The 21824-nt window shown below is 34.0% G+C and carries 22 protein-coding genes; 6 read left to right on the top strand and 16 right to left on the bottom strand.

The annotated features are described in order from the left end of the window. Window position 1 precedes the first annotated feature (1 nt). From aroQ to P164_RS02045, 5 genes are all read right to left on the bottom strand, one after another. On the bottom strand, window positions 2-427 hold the full coding sequence (gene aroQ / locus P164_RS02065) for a type II 3-dehydroquinate dehydratase (RefSeq protein ID WP_028374822.1): 426 nt from the start codon (window positions 425-427) through the stop codon (window positions 2-4). A 51-nt stretch (window positions 428-478) separates the two neighbouring features. Next, window positions 479-1051 (bottom strand): porin family protein, encoded by a 573-nt coding sequence (locus P164_RS02060; RefSeq protein WP_035899302.1) that lies wholly within the window; start codon window positions 1049-1051, stop codon window positions 479-481. A gap of 82 nt (window positions 1052-1133) precedes the next feature. Next, window positions 1134-1661, bottom strand: a complete 528-nt coding sequence (locus tag P164_RS02055; RefSeq protein ID WP_028374821.1) for an outer membrane beta-barrel protein — start codon at window positions 1659-1661, stop codon at window positions 1134-1136. A gap of 196 nt (window positions 1662-1857) precedes the next feature. After that, on the bottom strand, window positions 1858-2460 hold the full coding sequence (locus P164_RS02050) for a porin family protein (RefSeq protein WP_028374820.1): 603 nt from the start codon (window positions 2458-2460) through the stop codon (window positions 1858-1860). Between the two features lie 336 nt (window positions 2461-2796). Next, entirely contained in the window at window positions 2797-3408 is a 612-nt protein-coding gene (locus P164_RS02045) for a porin family protein (protein ID WP_028374819.1), read from the bottom strand. 108 nt (window positions 3409-3516) lie between these two features. On the opposite strand from P164_RS02045, the gene P164_RS02040 reads away from it, so the two are divergent. Beyond that, on the top strand, window positions 3517-4413 hold the full coding sequence (locus P164_RS02040) for a site-specific tyrosine recombinase (RefSeq protein WP_028374818.1): 897 nt from the start codon (window positions 3517-3519) through the stop codon (window positions 4411-4413). A 53-nt stretch (window positions 4414-4466) separates the two neighbouring features. Here P164_RS02040 and P164_RS02035 read toward each other — a convergent pair whose 3' ends face one another. The 4 genes from P164_RS02035 to P164_RS02020 form a co-directional block, all read right to left on the bottom strand. Next, the gene (locus P164_RS02035; RefSeq protein WP_035899300.1) at window positions 4467-4829 is read right to left on the bottom strand and encodes a hypothetical protein; all 363 of its coding nucleotides are present in this window, start codon (window positions 4827-4829) and stop codon (window positions 4467-4469) included. Between the two features lie 185 nt (window positions 4830-5014). Beyond that, the gene (locus tag P164_RS02030) at window positions 5015-5377 is read right to left on the bottom strand and encodes a hypothetical protein (RefSeq protein ID WP_028374817.1); all 363 of its coding nucleotides are present in this window, start codon (window positions 5375-5377) and stop codon (window positions 5015-5017) included. A 229-nt stretch (window positions 5378-5606) separates the two neighbouring features. Next, entirely contained in the window at window positions 5607-6803 is a 1197-nt protein-coding gene (gene sucC / locus P164_RS02025; RefSeq protein WP_028374816.1) for an ADP-forming succinate--CoA ligase subunit beta, read from the bottom strand. Window positions 6804-6901: 98 nt separating this feature from the next. Continuing rightward, window positions 6902-7558 carry an LON peptidase substrate-binding domain-containing protein gene (locus P164_RS02020; RefSeq protein WP_028374815.1) on the bottom strand — a complete coding sequence of 219 codons (657 nt, stop codon included), beginning with the start codon at window positions 7556-7558 and terminating at the stop codon, window positions 6902-6904. 148 nt (window positions 7559-7706) lie between these two features. Here P164_RS02020 and lysA point away from each other — a divergent pair, with 148 nt between their 5' ends. After that, on the top strand, window positions 7707-8924 hold the full coding sequence (lysA, locus tag P164_RS02015; protein ID WP_028374814.1) for a diaminopimelate decarboxylase: 1218 nt from the start codon (window positions 7707-7709) through the stop codon (window positions 8922-8924). Between the two features lie 5 nt (window positions 8925-8929). Here the strand turns inward: lysA and P164_RS02010 are convergent, their stop codons facing one another. Then, entirely contained in the window at window positions 8930-9319 is a 390-nt protein-coding gene (locus P164_RS02010) for a glyoxalase superfamily protein (RefSeq protein ID WP_028374813.1), read from the bottom strand. A gap of 154 nt (window positions 9320-9473) precedes the next feature. Between P164_RS02010 and P164_RS02005 the strand changes: the two genes are divergently transcribed. Genes P164_RS02005 through P164_RS01990 form a run of 4 tightly spaced genes read left to right on the top strand, consistent with a single transcriptional unit; the run spans window position 9474 to window position 12896 of the window. Next, window positions 9474-10106 carry a DUF4159 domain-containing protein gene (locus tag P164_RS02005; protein WP_035899479.1) on the top strand — a complete coding sequence of 211 codons (633 nt, stop codon included), beginning with the start codon at window positions 9474-9476 and terminating at the stop codon, window positions 10104-10106. Further along, on the top strand, window positions 10096-10608 hold the full coding sequence (locus tag P164_RS02000) for a TrmH family RNA methyltransferase (protein WP_028374811.1): 513 nt from the start codon (window positions 10096-10098) through the stop codon (window positions 10606-10608). The genes P164_RS02005 and P164_RS02000 overlap by 11 nt, the downstream gene beginning before the upstream one ends. Beyond that, window positions 10608-11702: an AI-2E family transporter gene (locus tag P164_RS01995; RefSeq protein WP_028374810.1), complete on the top strand. Its 1095-nt coding sequence runs from the start codon at window positions 10608-10610 to the stop codon at window positions 11700-11702. Before P164_RS02000 ends, P164_RS01995 begins: the two co-directional genes overlap by 1 nt. 3 nt (window positions 11703-11705) lie before the next feature. Then, a complete protein-coding gene (locus P164_RS01990) occupies window positions 11706-12896 on the top strand; it encodes a class I SAM-dependent methyltransferase (RefSeq protein WP_028374809.1) in 1191 nt (396 codons plus the stop codon). Here P164_RS01990 and P164_RS01985 read toward each other — a convergent pair. The 6 genes from P164_RS01985 to P164_RS01960 all read right to left on the bottom strand — a co-directional run bounded on the left by P164_RS01985 (window position 12893) and on the right by P164_RS01960 (window position 21616). Further along, window positions 12893-13456: a biliverdin-producing heme oxygenase gene (locus P164_RS01985; protein WP_028374808.1), complete on the bottom strand. Its 564-nt coding sequence runs from the start codon at window positions 13454-13456 to the stop codon at window positions 12893-12895. The two genes, P164_RS01990 and P164_RS01985, sit on opposite strands and share 4 nt — an antisense overlap. Beyond that, complete coding sequence (locus tag P164_RS01980) at window positions 13413-14000, bottom strand: response regulator (protein WP_125411734.1); 588 nt, start codon at window positions 13998-14000, stop codon at window positions 13413-13415. The genes P164_RS01985 and P164_RS01980 overlap by 44 nt, the downstream gene beginning before the upstream one ends. A gap of 1 nt (window position 14001) precedes the next feature. After that, entirely contained in the window at window positions 14002-14412 is a 411-nt protein-coding gene (locus P164_RS01975) for a response regulator (RefSeq protein WP_028374807.1), read from the bottom strand. Window positions 14413-14423: 11 nt separating this feature from the next. Continuing rightward, complete coding sequence (locus P164_RS01970) at window positions 14424-16637, bottom strand: ATP-binding protein (RefSeq protein WP_028374806.1); 2214 nt, start codon at window positions 16635-16637, stop codon at window positions 14424-14426. 1 nt (window position 16638) lies between these two features. Further along, entirely contained in the window at window positions 16639-20259 is a 3621-nt protein-coding gene (locus tag P164_RS01965; protein ID WP_028374805.1) for a chemotaxis protein CheB, read from the bottom strand. Between the two features lie 274 nt (window positions 20260-20533). After that, window positions 20534-21616: a 3-oxoacyl-ACP synthase III family protein gene (locus P164_RS01960; protein WP_028374804.1), complete on the bottom strand. Its 1083-nt coding sequence runs from the start codon at window positions 21614-21616 to the stop codon at window positions 20534-20536. Window positions 21617-21824: the final 208 nt, after the last annotated feature.

Below are 21824 nucleotides of genomic sequence, written 5' to 3'. Positions count from 1 at the left end.
ATTATAAAAAAGATTTAATTGCCAACTCGTAACTTTTAAGACCAAAACCTACGATGATTCCTGCAGCATTTTTAGAAATATACGAATGATGTCGGAAAGACTCACGTGCAAACGTATTAGAAATATGCACTTCTACAACCGGTACAGAAACCGCCGCAATTGCATCACCTATACCTACCGAAGTATGCGTATATGCTGCTGCGTTTAAAACAATACCATCAAAAACACCATCTGCCTCCTGAATTTTTGAAATTAAATCTCCTTCACTATTTGATTGAAAATAGGAAAGCTCAGTTTCTTTAAACTGAAACTGAAGCGTAGAAAAATAATCTCCAAACGATTGATTTCCATAAACATCGGGTTCGCGTTTGCCTAAAAGATTAAGATTGGGACCGTTTATGATGAGTATTTTGAGTTCTTTTGCCATTGATTTTATTTGTGATTCAAATATAGCCGTTTCCTTCAAATTCAAAGAATACTAAAACCGATAACCTAATCCTAAATTCAAGTAATTGGTTTTTATTTTGGGTGCATTATCAATTTTAAAATAATCATTCAATTGAAAGATATAGCGTGCTTCTAAAAATAGATTTTCAGTAAAATCATATCCTAATCCTGCACCAGCTCCTATATTTAACTTATTGATGTCATCTTCAAAAACACTCAAGTCTTCTAATATATAAGAAAACTGTGGTCCTGCCTGAATATTCAATCCGCTATCACCCAAATAATAATTCAACAAAACAGGTATTTGAAAATAGCTTGATTCGGCATAGGATGCGTAATTAATATGCCCGGTTAAACCCACTTTTTCAGAAAAACGCAATTGTCCTCCCAAGCCTATAAAAAAACCGCTTTCAGAATTAGTTTCATCTAAATCACCATTTTGTATAAAGGGATCATTAGGAGTAAAGATATTGAGTTGATTTAGATCTACTTGAAATCGTGTTGTAGCCAGCAAATACCCAGCATTAATATCAAATTTGAAATCTTGAGCGCTTAGTGAAAAGGATGAAAGTAAAAATACTAAGTAAAAAATAGTTCTTTGCATATTAGAATTTTTGAATTATTGTTTAAACATCATTTATACAAAAAAAGCTCCTTTAAGGAGCTTTTTAAATTGTTTTCAAAAACTAAAACTTGTACCCTACTCCTATTTGAAGTGTATTAATCTTTCCTTTATAATCTTCAGGTATTCCTTGCACATCGCCAATACGATTGGTTAATTCAAGACTATATCTCGCGTCAATGAAAAAGTTGTCAGTAATGTCATAACCTACACCAAAACTGGCATCAATTCCTAATTCGTTATATCCCTCATCTCCCTCTTCTAGGTCTATAGTAGCCTGAGGTCCTGCCATAATATTAAAGTTAGATTCTGAGATATAATATTTTAATAAAACAGGAATAAATAAGACGCTAGCATCGTTAATATTTCCATATAATACTTCTGGTTGTAAATGAAGTGAACCATTAAGGTCAATGTCTGCAAGTGCTCCTACATAAAACCCGGAGTCCGATTCTGAAATCGACCCTTGATTGTCTGCGCTAATTTCAACTTCCGCGTTTAAGAAACCTCCTGTAAAACCAAATTTAGTTTCTTGCGCAGATACTGATAATGCCGATAAGGCAAACAATAGAATAAATGTAATTTTTTTCATTAAAAAAGTTTATTTGTTTCTGCTAAAATAATAATTCAACTAATATAATAGTTAAACCTCAATTATATTTAGTACAAATAAATTATTAAAATATTAATAATCAGAATTTTATATTTACAATAAATTATTAATCTAAATAATAAAAAAAGCCCCACACAGGTGGAGCTTTTAAATAGTTGGTTAGTTTAAGCGTTTTTTAGAATACAAAACCTACGCCTGCCTGTATTGCATAGTTGTATGCATTTACGTTATCGTAAATTTTAGTAAATCCTCTAGTGTAACGGCCTTGAATGAATAAACCGCTATCAAATTTATATTCTAAACCTGCTGCAGTACCAAATTCGAAATCATTTGCACCATCTACGATATTTACATCACCACCATTATTAGTTGGCTCATAATCAATTTCCTCATTAACTAAAAAGTTAAAAGAAGGTCCTGCCTGTAGGCTCAAACCATCTACTAAATAAATCTTAGCCATTAAAGGTACCTGAATGTAATCTAACTGATATTCTGTGTTATCATCAACATCAAAAATATTATCCTGATCTATAGTAGCAATTGTTGCTCCCTGTGCAGAATAGATTACCTCTGGTTGAAGAGAGAATTTTTCAGAGATAGGTAACTCAGCTACCAGACCTGCATAAAACGCAGTTCTTGAATCTGGATCGTTAGAATCATCACCTGCAATATTTGCAAAGTTAACCCCACCTTTTACACCAAATTGAAATGACTCTTGAGCTTTAGCTGCGGTTGTTCCTAAAGCGATAAAACTTGCAATTAAAATTAGCTTTTTCATAAATTGTTTGTTGTTTATATTTCGCTGCAAAGCTATATTCTACAAGGCCTAACGAATGCTAAGACTTCTCTAATTTTATCTAAATAATTGCCAATTGGCAAGCTGTTTACTTTTAAAAACAGAAGGTTTTGACTTTGTGTGATTTAAGGATTTTTGGCCGTTATTTAGGGTACTTAAGATCCATTTAAAATATTGACTCACATAATCTTGCAATTTATTGTGATTAAGCTACATTTTATTTTTAGTGTTAAAATATGTTAACAAAACTAAACTCAGGATTATTTCAAAAATAAAGCCCCGCAATGCGGGGCTTTAAATTTTATATATTTTAATCTTTTAATTAAAGCTAAAACCAAGTGATGCAGAAAATACACCATTCTTAGCATCTAGAAAATCAGTATCAACATTGTTTCCATTGTCATACACATCAGAGAAACCTTGAGTGTAACGTGCGTTTAAAAATAAGCCTCCGTCAAACTTATAACCTACTCCTACTGCTCCTGCAAAATCAATATCATTAAAGTTATCTTCATCAATATCAATACTACCGTTAGGACCATCAATTTTACTGTCTACTAAAAAACCTATTTGTGGACCTGCTTCAACATAAAGTCCCTGAACTAAGTATAGCTTCGCCAGCACTGGTACATTAATATAGTTTAGTTGAAATTCTGTATCCTGCTCATTATCTCGTTGAACCAAATCAAAACCCTGACCAGAATACACAACTTCTGGCTGTACTGCAAATTTTTCAGTTACAGGAATTTCAAGAACAGCTCCTAAATTGAAAGATGTTCTGGCACTATCGTCGTCAAAACCGTCACTACCATCACCTGTGAAGTTTGAGAAGTTTACACCACCTTTAACACCAAATGCAAGGCTACTCTGTGCCATCATTGCTGAAGATCCGGTTACAAATACTATTGCTGCAATAAATAATTTTTTCATAATGATAAGTTTTAAATTTGAGACAAATCTACTAGGTCTTTTGACTGAAGAATCTTAACAGATAATTAAATATTATTTAAATAACTCCCAAAGAGTACATCAGAATTAATGAATTGGCAAAAATCCTTAACAGATTACAAAATATACCTAAAGCTAGAGCGTGGCCTTTCTGAAAATTCTATTATTAACTATGCGTTTGATATTCAGAAATTAATTGACTGGTTAACTTTTTCTAATACTGAAGCAAACCCCATAAATATTACTAAAGAACATTTACAGCAATTTATATATACTGCTGCGAAAGAACTTAACGCAGCCTCACAATCTCGTTTAATATCAGGATTAAAAGGCTATTTTGATTATCTCGTTTTTGAAGATTATCGCAAAGACAATCCTACAGATCTTATTGAATCTCCTAAAATAGGGCGAAAACTACCCGATACACTTTCTGAAGATGAAGTAAATAGTATTATTGATGCAGTAGATTTAAGTCTTCCGCAGGGAGAACGCAACAGAGCAATTTTAGAAACGCTATACGGCTGTGGTTTGCGCGTTTCTGAATTATTAAATCTTAAATTGTCTGATTTGTTTTTTGATGAAGGCTATATACTCGTTACCGGAAAAGGAGACAAACAACGCTTTGTACCTATTGCGCCTATTACGCAGCGTTACATAAACATATATAAAGATCAAATACGTATTCACGAAAATCCTAAACCCGAATATAAAAACATACTCTTTCTGAATAGAAGAGGCGCCCAACTTACGCGCGCTATGATTTTTACAATTGTAAAGCAACACACTACAATTGCTGGTATTCAAAAAACTATTAGTCCGCATACGTTTAGACATTCTTTCGCAACACATCTTTTGCAAAACGGGGCAGATTTACGCGCAATACAATTAATGCTGGGACACGAGAGTATTACAACTACCGAAATTTATATGCATATAGACCGCACCCATCTTACTCAGGTAATGAATGAATATCACCCCAGAAAATAACGCATAAAAAAACCGACAATTAAGTCGGTTCTAAGATTTAAAAATGAGTCTCACTAATTGTTAACTACTAAACGTAAGGGTAAAAAATAAGTTTGCCCTTTTATAACCTCTGCGGTCAATTTATTATAGTTTAACCTATTTTGAATAGCAGTTCTAATAACAGAATCTTCTGAGGATACATCGAGAACTACAATCTCATTATCTTTGTTAACGGTAAATGAAATTTGTATAACTGTCTCTTCATTTACTTTGAAAGTCGCATCAGTTAATAAATGTATTAACTGTTTGTTCATAGAAGCTTTTGCTTCTTTACTGGTAGTCTTACCTACCGGCTTAGTAGGATCTACTGTGTTTGCTTTTAAAACACTTCCGCTAATGATTGCAATTGCAAGCATAAAAATTTTGATTGATTTCATGATATTTGATTTTTTGATTGATAATATAAAGACAATCAGAAAACCCGAGAGTTACAGTTAAAAACAACCGTTAACATAGTTTTAACTTTTTAAGTCATTGAATATTAATTTATTATAAATTCTTAATAAAGAAAAAGCCCGACTTAACAGCCGAGCTCATTCCCCTAACTAAACAAAATTTTTGTCTATAATCTACTTTCTAAAACGACCGGTAGATGATAGGTCTGTCCTTTTAAAGCATTTGCTTTGATTTTTTTATAATTTAATCTGTTTTGAATAAACTGTTCAACCTGTGCATTTTCTGTTTCCACATCAAGAACAACTACCTCGCTGTTGCTATTAATTGTGAACGAAACAGTTGCAGAAACGGTTTGCTCTAATTTTATCTTTGATTCTGTTAATAAAGCACCCAGTTCTTTATTCATGGAAGCCTTTACAGCTTCACTAGTAATTTTCTTTACCGGGTTTGTAGGTTCTGGTACGTTTGCGTGCAAAACACTGCTAAAAACGATTAATCCTGCTAATGCGATTGTCTTAAAATAATTCATAATGTTTGATTTTTGATTGATACTTAAAAGACGCTTCAAACGTAATTGAGTTACAGTGTCTGACCTATTTTAACACGACGTTAACGTATTTAAAACTTGATAATCAGTCTTTTAAAACAATCACTAAATCAATTAATCTACTTACAGCACTTTGATTTTCAATATATTATAAAAACAAAAAAAGGCTCTCCAAATGGAGAGCCTTTTTTCGAATCTAAATTTTAAAACTCTATAAATTAGCAAGTACCTTTTGTACTTTATCTGCTGCTTCTTGAAATTGTATTGCACTTTGAACATCTAGACCGCTATTGTCTATTAGTTCTTTAGCGATATCTGCGTTTGTTCCTTGAAGACGTACAATGATAGGCACATTTATAGTCCCCATATTTTTATAAGCATCTACTATACCTTGAGCTACACGATCGCAACGTACAATACCTCCAAAGATATTAACCAAAATTGCTTTTACGTTAGGATCTTTAAGAATTAATTTAAATGCCGTTTCAACACGTTCTGCATCTGCAGTACCACCTACGTCAAGAAAGTTTGCAGGCTCACCACCCGCTTGCTTAATTAAATCCATAGTTGCCATTGCAAGACCTGCACCGTTAACCATACATCCTACGTTACCGTCAAGATCAACATAGTTAAGACCTACTTCTTTAGCTTCTACTTCTACAGGGTTTTCTTCGCGAGTATCACGCATTGCTGCGTAATCTTTGTGACGGTATAACGCGTTGTCATCTAAAGAAACTTTAGCATCAACAGCAAGTATCTTGTCGTCACTTGTTTTTAAAACCGGGTTGATCTCAAATAAAGATGAGTCAGAATCTGAATACGCTTTGTAAAGCGCAGTTACAAACTTTGTCATTTCTTTAAATGCAGTCCCGCTTAAACCTAAATTAAATGCGATACGTCTTGCCTGAAAAGGTAATAATCCTGCAGCAGGGTCTACTTCTTCAGTGTATATAAGATGTGGTGTTTTTTCTGCTACTTCTTCGATATCCATTCCACCCTCTGTAGAATACATAATCATATTTCTACCTGTTCCTCTGTTTAAAAGTACAGACATATAATATTCTTCCGGCTCGCTATCACCAGGGTAATAGACATCTTCAGCAACTAAAATCTGATGTACAAGTTTACCTTCTGCAGATGTTTGAGGAGTTACCAGGTGCATTCCTAAAATGTCTCCTGCGATTTTCTCAACCTCTTGTAAATTTTTAGCAAGTTTTACTCCACCACCTTTTCCTCTACCACCGGCGTGTACCTGAGCTTTAATTACGTGCCATCCGGTACCTGTTTCTTCAGTAAGTTTTTTTGCAGCTTCAACGGCTTCTGCCGGACTGCTAGCAACTTTACCGCGCTGAATGCGCACTCCAAAACTATTTAGTATTTCTTTTCCTTGATATTCGTGTAGATTCATAATCAGGCGTTTCTATGTATTTGAATTTTGCAGAGCAAAAATAAGTATTTTAAGGCAAACCCTACTAGTAAAATACTTGGGATTTCGTCCTGTAGATACTAATCTATTTCCCCCAGGGTATAGTCTGTAAAATCTAACGGATTAAAGTTTTTAAAATGACCGTTAAGTTCTATGAGTTGTCTGGTGCGGTTAATCTCCTCGATTACAGGTATGGTTACGGTTAAGTGGTCTATTAAATAAATATAACGATCAGACTCACGCATCATCCTTAATAGATGAAGTTCTTGTCTTAAAGATAAACCCAGTTTGTGCGCAAAACTATAACTCGTAATCTCCTCATATACAATATGTGGGAAATCAACTTCGAGAACAGCATATAAACGTTGCACCAGGTTAATAAAATGGTCTTTCTGCCTAACTGAACCATCTTTGTAATCTTCTCTATATGTTACTTCTGCGCCGGCGTATAACCGGTCTTCTAATGTTGCCTGAAAGTCTATGATTTTAAAGACACGTAATCCTCTGCAAACCACATCACTCGCTCCGGTTAAGTATTTCTTTTCAATCTTTTCTAATCGCACTTCGGTACCGTAAGCCATCTTGCGATTTATATATGCGGGTACTCCAAAGGTGATTTCCTTATCTTCACAGTCGTTTATAAGTTGTTGATAGCGGTCTTCAAAAATATGCAAGGCAAGTCGCTCGTGGGGAAAAACAACCATTTCTAATGGAAACATTGCTAAAGTCGTTGTCATAACTATTTTTTTTCTTGTGAATTTAGGTAAATACCCTGCAAAAAATAAATTTTCGGTATTTCTATTATAGATTTATCATTTTTTAGTCTGGTAAAGTGCTTAAGTAGATATTCTATATTAGATTTGTACGCTTAAAGTCTATATAGTTATGACCAATCAAAATCTTTTAGCAATTGCTAAAGAATTCGGCAGCCCTGTTTACGTTTATGATGCCGCTAAAATAGAATCTCAATACAACAGATTAACCAGTGCTTTTAAAAAGGTAAAGGAACTGCGTATTAACTATGCTGTTAAAGCACTATCTAATTTAGCTATACTCCAACTCATACATAGCTATGGTGCAGGTCTTGACACGGTAAGTATTCAAGAGGTACGACTAGGTCTTGCTGCAGGTATAGACCCTTCTAAAATTATGTTTACTCCTAACGGTGTTTCATTAAGCGAACTGGAAGAAGTAGATAAAATGGGTGTTCAGATTAATATAGATAACCTTTCTATCCTAGAACAATTTGGCACTAAACACCCTAACACTCCGGTTTGTATACGTATAAATCCACACGTTATGGCCGGCGGAAACTCTAATATTTCAGTAGGTCATATAGATAGTAAATTTGGTATTAGTATACATCAAATTCCTCATTTACTACGTATAGTTGAAAACACAAAAATGAATATTAACGGTATTCACATGCATACCGGTAGTGATATTCTTGATATTGATGTTTTTCTTCACGCAGCAGAAATTCTTTTTGACACTGCAAAAGACTTTAAGGATCTTGAATTTTTAGACTTCGGAAGCGGCTTTAAAGTGCCTTATAAAACGGGTGATATTGAAACCGATATTGAAGAACTGGGCGATAAACTATCTACCCGATTCAATAATTTTGCTAAATCATACGGTAAACCATTAACACTTGTCTTTGAGCCTGGTAAATTTTTGGTAAGTGAGGCCGGCAAATTCTTAGTAAACGTAAATGTAGTTAAACAAACAACTTCAACTGTTTTTGCTCAGGTAGATAGTGGTTTTAATCACTTAATACGTCCTATGCTTTACGGCAGTCAACACGAGATTCACAACATAAGCAACCCGCTGGGTCGTGAGCGGTTTTATTCGGTTGTAGGTTATATCTGTGAGACAGATACTTTTGCAACTAATCGCAGAATCCCTGAGATTGCTGAAGGTGATATGCTTGCTTTTAGTAATGCAGGAGCTTATTGCTATAGCATGGCAAGCAACTACAATTCTAGATACCGCCCTGCAGAAGTATTATTCTTAGACGGGGAAGCGCATTTAATTAGAGAGCGAGAGACTTTTGACGATTTATTAAAGCATCAAATACCTTTAAAGCAAACCGAAAAAGCTTAATTACTCTAAATCATCTGGTAAAAAACCAATTCGTTTTTAAAAGGATCGTAAATGGTAAACTCTAGAGAACCCCAGGGCTTTTCTTCTAATGACGTATGATTATTAAATACGCACATTAGCCTGTATTCTTTAAAAAGTTTTTCAATCGTTTGAACGTGTATCCTAATGATTGTGCTATTCTTAGAATTGTCATATAAGTGATTTAGATCAAACCTTTTGAAATGAATTGTAATTTTATTTCGGCGAATGCCAGCATAATTAGGATTACGTTCTTCATCTATAAAAACAAGATCGAAGCCTAATTTTTTAAGATAAAACTCGAGCGCTTCTAGTACATCAGATACATAAAGCACAGGAGTAATTTGAGTTAATAAGGCTTCAGTGGAGTTCCCCATAATTAAAAATTTTATGTGCTATTGTTTGCAAAATTATTTTTAATTATCATATAAAATACTCAATAATGAATATCTTATACAATAGTCTTTTGGCTAGAAAATAGTTAATTTCGCTCTTCAATTTAAAAACAAATTTTACGTGTACCGATTATTAATCACAGGTTTATTTATTTACTCGCTGTTTTCATCTGTAAGTGCTCAACAAGTAGCTGTACTACAGTATGAAGGTGGTGGTGACTGGTATTCTAATCCTACATCGGTTCCTAATCTCGTTTCGTTTTGCAATCAAAATATTAGTACCCGTTTAAATCCTAAGGTTGCTACTGTAAAAGCAACAGATCCCGGAATTATGCAATATCCTTTTGTACACATGACCGGCCACGGAAATGTGTACTTTTCTGATGAAGCCTTGTTAAATTTAAGAAACTATCTCAATGCCGGAGGATTTTTGCACATAGATGACAACTACGGAATAGACCAATATTTAAGACCCCAACTGCAGCGCTTGTATCCTGATGAAGAATTGATTGAATTACCGGCTTCTCACCCGCTATTTTCTGTGGCTTATACTTTTGAAAAAGGCCTGCCTAAAATTCACGAGCACGATGGTACAAGACCACAAGCACTGGGGATATTTAGAGAAGGTAGACTGGTTTTATTATATACCTTAGAGAGCGATCTGGGTGATGGCTGGGAGAATCCCGAAGTTCATAACGACCCTGCAGTTGTACACGAAAAAGCCTTGAAGATGGGAGCTAATATCATAAAATACGTCTTTGAAAACTGAGCAATTAACGCACAACACTACATTAAGTGAGTCTGGGGCACATGATTTGGTTTTAATTTGTGATGGTATTTCTAGTCCTGCAAATGCTGGAAGTTTAATGCGTCTTTCAGATGCTTTAGGAGTAAAACACCTTTATTTTTGTAATAGTACTATTAATTTTGAGAGTTCACGGTTTAAAAGAACTTCACGATCTACAGAAATGTATGTACCTTATACGCAGACATCAGATTGTGATACGATTCTTGAAAAACTTATGCAGGAAAACTATACCTTATTAGGTTTAGAACTTACAAATAACAGCATATCTTTGACAGATTTTAATATGCAGGCAAATGAAAAAATCGCTTTAATTTTAGGGAATGAGCGACACGGGATTTCTGCTTCTGTACTTACAAAATTGAATAAATCTATTTACATACCTATGTATGGTAAAAATAGTAGTATGAATGTTGCTCAGGCAGCTGCTATAGCGGCTTACACTCTTATAAATAACAGGCTTTAATGGAAGATAGATCTAAAATAATAGCATACGGCATTCTGCGAGCTCTGGGTATTGTGGGCGGTATCATATTAATTCTCTGGTTTTTATATAAGGTACAGGCTGTTATTATGTTTATTGCAATTGCTGCAGTGGTTTCTTTAATAGGAAGACCTATCGTAACATTTTTAAAAACCAAATTAAGGTTTAATGATATTGGTGCAGCAATAACTACCCTACTCTTTGTAATGGGTATTATCGTAGGTATTATAGCTATTTTTGTACCCATTTTGATAGATCAAAGTGAACACATAAGCAAAATAAACTTTGAAGAAGTACAGCATAACGTAAACCGACTCAATGTAGAATTTAGCCGTTCACTGGGCGTAGATCAGGTTACATTAATTGAGGGTTTTAAGCAGTCTGAATTTATAAAAAACTTTGATATATCGGTAATCCCAACGTTTATAAACAGTATTCTGGGCAACTTCAGTTCTCTGGTTGTAGGCCTACTTTCTGTGACGTTTATTTCTTTTTTCTTACTAAAAGACAGCAGGCTTTTACTAGATAGCTTTTTAGTATTTGCAAACAAGGGTGAAGAGAATAAATTTAAGCACGTTTTTCATAAAACAAAGCATTTGCTGTCCCGTTATTTTATTGGGATTTTATTACAATTACTCATCCTATTTATCATTTACTCTATTCTTTTATTTAGTTTCCAAATCCCTAATGCATTTGCTATTGCTCTATTTTGCGCTATGCTTAATGTTGTTCCTTATATAGGTCCTGTTATAGGATGTGGGGTAATGATGTTACTCGTTATTTCGGGTTATTTTACAGCAGATTTTGAAACAGTAATATTGCCTAAAATGATTTACATTTTCATTGGTTACTGTATTGCGCAGCTCATTGATAATTTTATTAATCAACCGCTTATATTTGGTAATAGCGTAAAATCACATCCGTTAGAGATATTTCTGGTAATAATTATAGCCGGTTTATTATTTGGAATTTTAGGAATGGTTGTCGCAATACCTACGTACACTGCAATAAAGGTAGTTGCTCAAGAGTTTTTATCAGAATATAAAATTGTTCAAAAGCTTACTAAAAATCTCTAATTTTTGAATAAACGCATTCTAGATCCAGACGTTTCAGAATTTATTAAAACAAATTTAAAAGAAGAGGTGTCGCGTTTAATTTTAAACGGAAGCCCTTTCCCTGACGTTAACATACAGGAACTGGCACAGCAAGTTTTAGGATTTCAAAAAGCACAAACTAAATTACCTACCTGGGCTAAAACAGCAGGCATTTATTTTCCGCCTAAATTAAATTTAGAACAGACCTCATCAGAACCTACAGCCCAATACAAAGCGTCTCTTTTTAAAGGTGATAAACTGATAGATCTTACAGGTGGTTTTGGTATAGATGATTTCTACCTAAGTATGCAGTTTGCACGCGTAACACATTGTGAACTTAATGAAGATCTCGCAACTATCGCTACTCACAATTATGATAAACTCAACGTATCTAATGTTACTGTTGTTAAACAAGATAGTCTGAAATATTTAGAAAATACAACAGACCGGTACGATGTGATTTATGCAGACCCTTCTCGCAGAAGTGATCTCAAAGGCAAAGTTTTTATGCTTAAAGACTGTGAGCCTAATATCCCAGAAGCTTTATCTCTTTTGTTTAAAAAAACTGAAACTGTACTTATTAAAACCAGCCCCTTACTTGATATTAGTGCCGGTTTAAAAGAACTTAAAAATGTCACAGAAGTTCACGCTGTCGCATTAAAAAATGAAGTTAAAGAGCTACTGTGGATTTTAAGAAAAGATTCGGTAAATAAACCTGTAAAGCTCGTGAGCGTAAATCTCGAAAGCAACTATAACCAACCTATAAGTTTAGATGTAAGTGCTCTATACGAATCTGTTGCAAACTATGGTGAGCCTTCCTCTTACTTATATGAGCCCAACGCTGCTGTAATGAAATTAGGAGCATTCAACTGGATTAGCGCCCATTACAACCTCGATAAACTTGCTCCTAACTCACATTTATATACCTCTAACCATAAGGTTAATTTCCCGGGAAGGGTTTTTAAAATAGATTCGGTATTACCGTATTCAAAAAAAGAAATTAGCAAGCAGATTAAAAATACAAAAGCACACATTACAACACGCAATTTTAAAGAAACCAGCAATGCACTACGAGAAAAGTTTAAAGTAAAAGATGGTGGTGATACCTATTTATTCTTTACAACACTGGCAAACAATAAAACGTGTATGCTTAGGTGCTCTAAGCTTGTAGATTAATACGAATGCTTAAATACTGAAAAAGCAAAATTTGCTCCCGATACAGCCTCATCAATCTCTGCATCTGTATAGGTTTTTGTTTCTACCGCTTCTGTAAATGATTTCCAACGATTAAGAACTTCTGGAGCAGATTTACCAAAAAAATGGTGGTCTTCAATACACTTCAGATTCGTACACGCTTCGAGATTTTTTCTAATTAATAATCCCCCCATCATAGAACCTTCAGCAACATAAAGCACTCCTAGCAAAAAAAACGGACTTATATTTTCTGGGATTTCAAGATTTATTTTTTCAGGTATCGCTACGTTTAATTGTTTTAAGTCCCGCTTTAATGCTTCCGATTTTTGGGCATCAGCAAAGGTTTTTAAATCATCATCAATTAATTTCATGTGTTTTTCAGACAACTCTGAAAGGGTAACATATGCTTTGTAATTTTGAGTAAGTAAGCTCTGGTACTGTTCTATTGTTATGCTATGGTCAAGTATATATTTTGCAAGATTATTTTCTTCAGTTTCTTTATGAAGCGTCGCTGTTCTGGTCTTTAGCTGTTTTAGAATCATATCCTAATTTAAGGCGTTTAAGGTCTTCTTGTATTTTCTGCATTCCATCCCGGTGAGACATATTTTCTTTAGAAAAATTTTCTAAAAACAGTTCTATATCACTAACAAGCTTTTTACTTTCTAAAATACGCTGACGTACAGGATTTATATAAGGTCCGTTGTTACTAATAGCTTTTAAATAGGGCTCTAGGCGTTTATGCAGGGTACTTATGTTTTTCTTTAGTATATAGCCAGACGCACCATTAAGGATTGTGTCTGCTGCGAGCTCCTCGTCATTAATTGTTCCCGTGATAAAAATAAAAGTAACAGAAGGTGCAAGTTTCTGAGCCAGCTCCAAAACCTCTAATCCTGAACATGTAGGTAAATTATAATCAGACAGTATGAGATCTGGCTTTAAGTTAACAACAGCAAGTTCAAAATCACTTAAATTGTTACAGACCGATATCGTAGCTTTTTCAGCAACTTTAGATATTTCGCGGCGTATTAAAGTACTATCACTAGGATTGTCCTCAACCATTAAAATCTGCAAAGGTTCTTTTATCATATTATTTATTATAAACAATCCAATATTGTATTAAAACAGGTAATGCTTTACACAAATCCACATAATTTTTAGGCTTTTCAACAAAGCTATTTGCGCCTATTTCATAGGCTTCTTTAATATCGTTAGGTAAATCTGAAGAACTTAACATAACGACGGGGATATGTAAATATTCTTCGTGAGACCTAATTTTTCTTAATAACTCTAACCCGTCTACTCGGGGTACTTTCATATCTAAAAGAATCAATTTTGGCAATGCTTTTTTGAAGGTATTACTTTCTAAATAAGAAACTGCCTCTTCGCCATCACTTATATACGTGATTTCATAATCGGGTACGTGCTTGCTAAATATGCGCTTCATCAGCGCAACATCTGTTTTGTTATCTTCTATTGAAAGTATATGTTTTGAGTACACTAAATTTATTTTTATCCTAAGTTAAAGTAAAAAGTAGTTCCTTGATTTACTGCACTTTTTACTTTAATCACTCCTTGATGCTTTTTGATAATACGTTCTACAATTGTAAGTCCTATGCCAGATCCCGCATACTCATCACCCACAAGGCGATTAAATAATTTAAATATGCGGTGCTCATGCTTCTGGTCAAAACCAATACCATTATCTTTAACAAAATAAAATTGCTTTTCTTCCAGTTCTACAGATCCTAATTCTATATATGGTTGTTCTGAATGCTCAGTATATTTAAGTGCATTAGTTAATAGATTCTGAAGCAACTGAGCTATCATATTATAATCTCCATAACTTATCGGCAAATCAGACTGTATACTAATTTGTGTTTTGGGGTAATTCTGTTTTACATTTAAAAAACTCAGTACTCCCTCTGTAAGTTCTTTTATATTTAAAGGTTCACGGTTAATTTGATATTGCGTCACTCTTGAGAATTCTAAAATATTATCAATAAGTTGATTCATATTTTTTGCAGAATCTACAATAGTTTCAATAGAAGATTTGCCAAAATCATCAAGTTGATCGTAATAATCCTCTTTCAGAATTTGAGTAAAACCATCTATACCACGTAAAGGAGCTCTCAAATCGTGAGCAACACTATAGCTAAAGGTTTCTAAATCTTCATAGGCATTTCTAAGTTTCTCATTAAGCGCCTTTACCTCCTCATACTGCTTTAAAATAATTTCGGAAATATTTTGTCTTAAGGCCTCTGCAGCTGCAATCTCATAATCCTGCCAGGGTTCTGATTTTCCTCTTTGTTCTACAGACCATTTCTCAAAAGATTTACGTGGAGAAATTTTAAAATTATGTTCTTCATGCGCCGCCTTCTCCGGATTACCACCCCATGTTACTGTAGCTATTTTTTCGGGCTTAAACCAAATTAAACAATCATTTTGAAGCTTTGATATAAACATACATAATACGCCAGAAGCCTTTTTTACAACTTCGGGTGTGCTCTTTAAATCTAAAGAAAACGCATTATTGACATAACTATTTTCAGAAGTTTGAGTTCTAATATGTTTTATTATTTCAAAAACTTCAGCCTCTTCAGGAGCTTCTCCTAGACGATAAACTACATCATCTAGACACAAAGCTGCACCAGTGGCTTCTGTAAGATCTAATAGTGTTAAATTATCACCTGTTAAACCTGCGCGTATATCCCAGTTTCTTGTTATTTGCTCAATTAATGTATTTCGTAAAACGGCAGAAGCGTTTACTTTTTGTAGCAGTGTATTTGAAGCAGACAGTATAAGCTGATTTGAAAACACCTGCGTTAAAAAATTACAGGATTGTCGCTCGTAATAATTAATAAACTTAGGTTTATAATGATGGCAAGCGATTAAACCCCATAATTTACCTTTTGAAACAATAGCTGCAGTGAGTGTTGCACCCACATTCATATTTTTTAAATATTCAATATGAATAGGAGATGAACTTCGTAATTCGCTTAGAGTAAGATCTACAGGATTTTCACGTTCTTCACCTTCTAAAGCTAAAATTGAGACAGGTTCACTATGTATATCAGAAATAATACGTACACCTTGCTTCAAAAATAATTCACGTGCCTGTTTCGGAATATCTGAAGCCGGATAGCGCAACCCCAGCCAGGACTCTAACTCTTCTTCTCTCGCTTCAGAAACTACAATACCATCCCAATTCTCATCAAACCGGTAAATCATTACCCTATCGTAAGCATAAAATTGTTTTATGAGATCTGCCGCAACATCGCACATCTGTTGCTCCTCACGTATATCATTTAATTTTGTAACAATCTGAGAAAGCTGAATTTGATAATTAAACGGATCTGAAGGTTGTGTGTATTCTTCAAATTCTAATAGTACAGAATCATCATTTTTATGGGCAATTAATAAAAAATCTGATGTATTAAAACTTAGGATTATAGGTGCAAGCTTTGTATTTTTTTCTAAACTATTAAAATCTAAGACAAGTACATCTTCTATAAACGAATGTATTGATGCTCCTAAGATTTTCTCAATAGGGGTATTTAAAATTATCGATACATTTTCACTACAATAAGTAATCTTTAATGAAAATGCATCGTAGACCAGAAGGTACCCATGATCCTGAATTTTACCAATTATGTGTATCGGCTCTTTGTCGCAATTTGTTAATGATAGATCTTTAGGATACAATTCTTTAGAGCCTTCTGCCATACTAAATCTTAATTTTAAAATAAAACGTACTTCCTTCACCAAATTGAGAATCTACCCAAATGTGACCATCATGTAGTTTTACAATTTTCTTACAATGTGCCAAACCTACGCCGGTACCTTCATATTTTTCTTCGGTAGGTACACGACCAAATATTTTAAAAATTCCTTCTAAATCATCTTCCGGTATGCCTATACCATTATCTGATATTGTAAACGTCTGGTACTCATCATCTGCAAATGTTGAAATTCGTATTACAGGTTTACTATCCTTTTTTCGATACTTTAAGGCATTACTTATTAGATTCTGAAATAAAAGGCGCAACTCTGTCTCATAAGCCATTACCTTAGGCATTTTACCTACACTCACAGATGCCTCTGCCTCACGTATACTTTTATTTAAATCATACTTTACTACTTCAAGAAGCTCACCTACATCTACTTTTGTCTTCTTTAAATCTTCACCTATTCTGCTGTGTTCTAACAAAGCTTTTATTTGCTCTGCCATTCTACCTGATGCTTCATGGATGTAACCCAGATATTCAATACCTTTTTCATTTAACTGCTCACTATACTTTTTAAGTATAAAATCACTACTAAAACGTATGGTTGCAAGCGGCTCTTGTAAATCATGCGAGCAAATAGAGACAAACTGCTCTAGATCTGTATTGGTACGCACTAAATCTTCTTTTTGACGCATCAATTCCTGCTGAATTTTTTTCAATTCAGTCACTTCCATTAGAGTACAGCGATAAAGTGTTTCGGTTTCATCAAAATTACTTAGCGCGTCTGCATTAAAGAGAATTACTATGCGTTCTCCTGAGGTATTCTCAAGAGTCATTTCTTCTGTTGTTACCTTGCCCTCTTTTTTTAATTTTTTATGTAACTGCAAGCCCTTCAGCTTACTTTCATTTGTATAATAATCAAATATTGAAGAGCCTATAACCTGACTTTTCTTTTCAAAACCTAAGGTCTTAATAAACAATTTATTGCACTCTACAATTCTTCCAGAATCTGCATTTAAACTCACGTGCATTACCGGATCATCTTCATAAAAGGCTTTGAATTTTTCTTCGCTTTTACGTAATTTTTCCTGTGATTTTTCAATTTTTGTGATATCAATAAAAGATATTACTACACCCTGTATTTGCTCTCCATGATTAATAAATGGAGAAATTCTTTTAATAAAATGTCTCCCCGATCTACTTATAATTCTCTTTTCAAACACAGTACCGGTTTGCATCACATTACGTGCATTCTCTACTAAAGTACGTTCGCTAGATACACTAAAACTCGACACAAAATTATCTATAGAACGTCCTATATCATGTTTTACTAGATGAAAGTGTTCCTTAATCGCGGGAGTAAATTTACGTATGATGAGATTTTCATCAAGAAATACAGTTCCTATACGAGTACTATCTAATAAATTATCCATATCTGCATTAAGCATTGCCAGATCTTCCATCTTTTCAATATGCTCAGCATTTATAGAATGTAATTCTTCATTTACACTTTGCAACTCTTCGTTTGTACTCTGTAACTCTTCATTTGAGGCTAGTAATTCTTCATTTGAAGCTTGTAACTCCTCATTACTTGTTTCTGCTTCTTCCAAAGCATTACTAAGTTCATGTTGGGTTTCTCTAAGCTCCTCTTCTAAACTAGATATACGTTCTTGCGCACTTTTATGAATGTCTGCACGCTCAACAACTACTCCTTTTAAATTTGCCCTATCTTGTTTTAAAAATGTAACAATATAATTGTAAACATCATTTTTACCCGTATTTATAGGTTTTACAAGAACATCTACAACAGCTTCCAAATATTTATTCTCATCAAATAATTCTACTTCCTGATAGAATATAACCTTGAGTTTACGAGCTGCCTTACGTACCGCATTACGCACCGCTACAGCAAGCTCTGGCGCGATCATACTCATTAGGTCTGTGGTAAACCCTTCAACCGGTAACTGGGCATATTTGTTAAATGCACCCATGGCTTCAATGATTTTAAATTCTTCATCTATATAAATACTGGCTGCACCAAATTGTTGTAGTACAGCGGTACTTATCTCATTCCTTAAAAATTCTTTGGTTGTTTGTTTTTTATTACTTGAATTTTTCAAATCTGATATTTGATTTTTAAAAGCATTGCGCTCTGCTGTAGAACTTAAAATTTCAGTTCTTAAACGATTAGGAGTATCTATATTTCTATATATATTCCACTTTCTATTTACCTCCTCAAAAGAATCTGTATGTTCACCTAAAGACTCACTGGTCCCCAAAGTTATGATGCCATTTTCTTTTAATGCATAATGTAAAATATGAATAACCTTTGCCTGTACACTGCTTTGTAAATAAATGAGCAGGTTACGGCAGATGACCATATCCATATTTTTAAATGGTGGATCATTTGTAATATTATGGTTTGAAAATATTATAGATTTTCGAAGTTTGTCTTTTACGGTATAGGTCTCTTTATCTCTATTAAAATACTTGGTTATACGCTCTTCAGAAATATCTCCTAAAACATTTTTAGAATATTGACTTTTACCTGCAATATCTAAGTGATCACTTGAAATATCAGTCGCAAAAATTTTAAGACTTATATCTTTTCCCTGTTTTTCAATTTCATCTAAAAAAAGAATTCCCAGGGAAAAAGGTTCTTCTCCTGTACTGCAACCTACATCCCAAATCTTTATTACTTCACCTTCTGCTTTTTCTGAAACTATTTCTGGTATAACCTCTGTTTCTAGAATTTCCCAGACCCGCTCATCTCTAAAAAATTTGGTAACGCCTATTAAAAATTCTTTATATAAAATCTCTACCTCTTTGCGATGCTCTTTGAGATAGGCAAAATAATCTTCTAGCGACTCTAACTTTAATACACGTATACGTCTTCCTATACGTCTTAGAAGTGTAGGTCGTTTATACAGACTAAAATCAAGATCTGTATGTACTTTTAAAATAGCAAGAATATCTTTTAAGAGGTTCTCATCATACTGAAAGGAACCAGCATCAAAATTAATATTACTTTGAGCTTCAAAATAATTAGCAAGCTCATCACTCATACGGCCAACCGGAACAATATAATCTGCTAAGCCTGTTTTAATAGCATTGCGCGGCATCCCGTCAAATTTTGCCTGACCAGGCTCCTGTACCATCACAACACCGCCTTTCTCTTTTATAGAGCGAATACCTCTAGACCCATCGCTACCGGTACCACTAAGTACAATTGCTGCGCAATGTTCACCAGCTGCCTCTGCTAATGAATCAAAAAATAAGTCTATAGGAAGGTTTAACGTTTTATCTGTAGGCTTTGGTAGTAGCTTAAAGCAATTACCCTCTATAACTAAATTATTTGTAGGGGGAATCAAATAGATACAATTAGCCAGAATCTCACCTCCATCTTCAATTATTTTTATAGGAATCTTTGTATTCCTACTTAATAATTCGGCCATAAGACTTTTATGGTCTGGTGAAAGATGTTGTACTACAATGTAACTATACAAAGAAGAATTAGGCACATTGTCAAAAAACTCATTAAGAGCTTGAAGACCGCCCGCACTTGCGCCTATACCTACAATTATATGTTTAGCGTTTCTGTTGGTTGTATCTGTAATCACAAAAATATCTTGCGTGGTTAGTTGAACTACTAATGATAATAATATTATTAATAATAATACACCTCAGAGGTAGTTAACAAAAATAAACCTTTTAAGAATATAAATTTAAGAGGGTGTTAAAATTTAAGAATTCCTTAAGTATTATATTATTATCCGTAATATTTTATAGCTAATTGAGAACTTATTTTGAAGTTCTGAAAATAGTTTTACCAAAAATTGGTATGAAATAAAAAAAACGCTAAAGAGCATTTTTTTATTTATTTTATTATTGAAACTAATAATTATAAACAACCGCATTAATATTCATACCGGCTCCTACAGAAGCAAATACAATACAATCTCCGGGATTAATACTGTGCCCTTCTACTTTTGATTTAAGAATAAGATCAAGTAAGGTAGGTACTGTTGCTACAGATGAGTTTCCTAACCATGAAATAATCATAGGCATAACTTTTTCGGGCACCTCTTCTTTACCATAAAGTTTAAAGAGACGTTCTATTATAGCATCATCCATTTTACCATTTGCCTGATGTATAAGTACTTTACGCACATCAGAAATATCTTTACCTGCTTTGTCTAAACAAGCTTTAATAGATAAGGGTACCGTTTCTAAAGCATATTGATATAATCTACGACCATTCATCTTCAAATAAAGATCGTCCTTATTTAAATCAGTAGTATGGTAAGAGCACCCCATAGTGAGCATTTCTGCATATCTATACGTGTCTGATCTCGTTTTGTGCGCGAGTATTCCTATAGGCTGTTCACTTTCTACAGCTTCTAAAATAGTCGCACCGGCGCCATCAGCATAAATCATACTATCTCTGTCATGCTGGTCAATAATACGCGAAATCGTTTCGGTACCTACTACCAGAACTTTTTTTGCATCGCCAGATTTTATAAAATAATCTGCCTGAATCATTCCCTGTAACCAACCCGGACAACCAAATGGTAAATCATAGGCTACACAATCAGGATTTTCAATACGCAATTTGTGTTTTACACGCGCTGCTAAAGCCGGCACCATATCGCTGCGGTTTGAACCATGCTTTACGTCTCCAAAGTTATGCGCCACAATAATATAATCTAGCGTTTCCTGATCTATACCCGCATCTTTAATAGCCTCTTGAGCCGCAAAAAAGGCAATATCAGAAGCCACTAAATCATCGGTGACGTAGCGTCGCTCTTCTATAGTTGTTATTTCCTGAAATTTTTCAATAACGTAATTGTTATCTTTTGCTACAGGGTTTCCATTAGATTCATAAAACTCATGATTTAAAAAATCACTGTTTTTTATGCGTTTTTCAGGAATATAATTTCCTGTACCGGTAATCGTGCTGTAAATCTTCTTTGTCATAAATTCCTGCATTTAGTCGCAGCTTACACCTTTAGTTTACGTTTAGAATAGATCATATTTAAACATATGTGGGTTAAAATACAATCTTCTTAGTTAATTAGCGTTATACGTACTCTTTTATTACAATGTTCAGAGCTAACTTTAAATACTTAAAACATTGATATACAAAATGCTACCGAGTTTTTTAACGTAATTTTTAAATTTTAAA

The sequence above is a fragment of the Leeuwenhoekiella sp. MAR_2009_132 genome (assembly GCF_000687915.1).
Classification (GTDB): Bacteria; Bacteroidota; Bacteroidia; order Flavobacteriales; family Flavobacteriaceae; genus Leeuwenhoekiella.
This window is presented reverse-complemented; position numbering and strand designations above follow the sequence as displayed.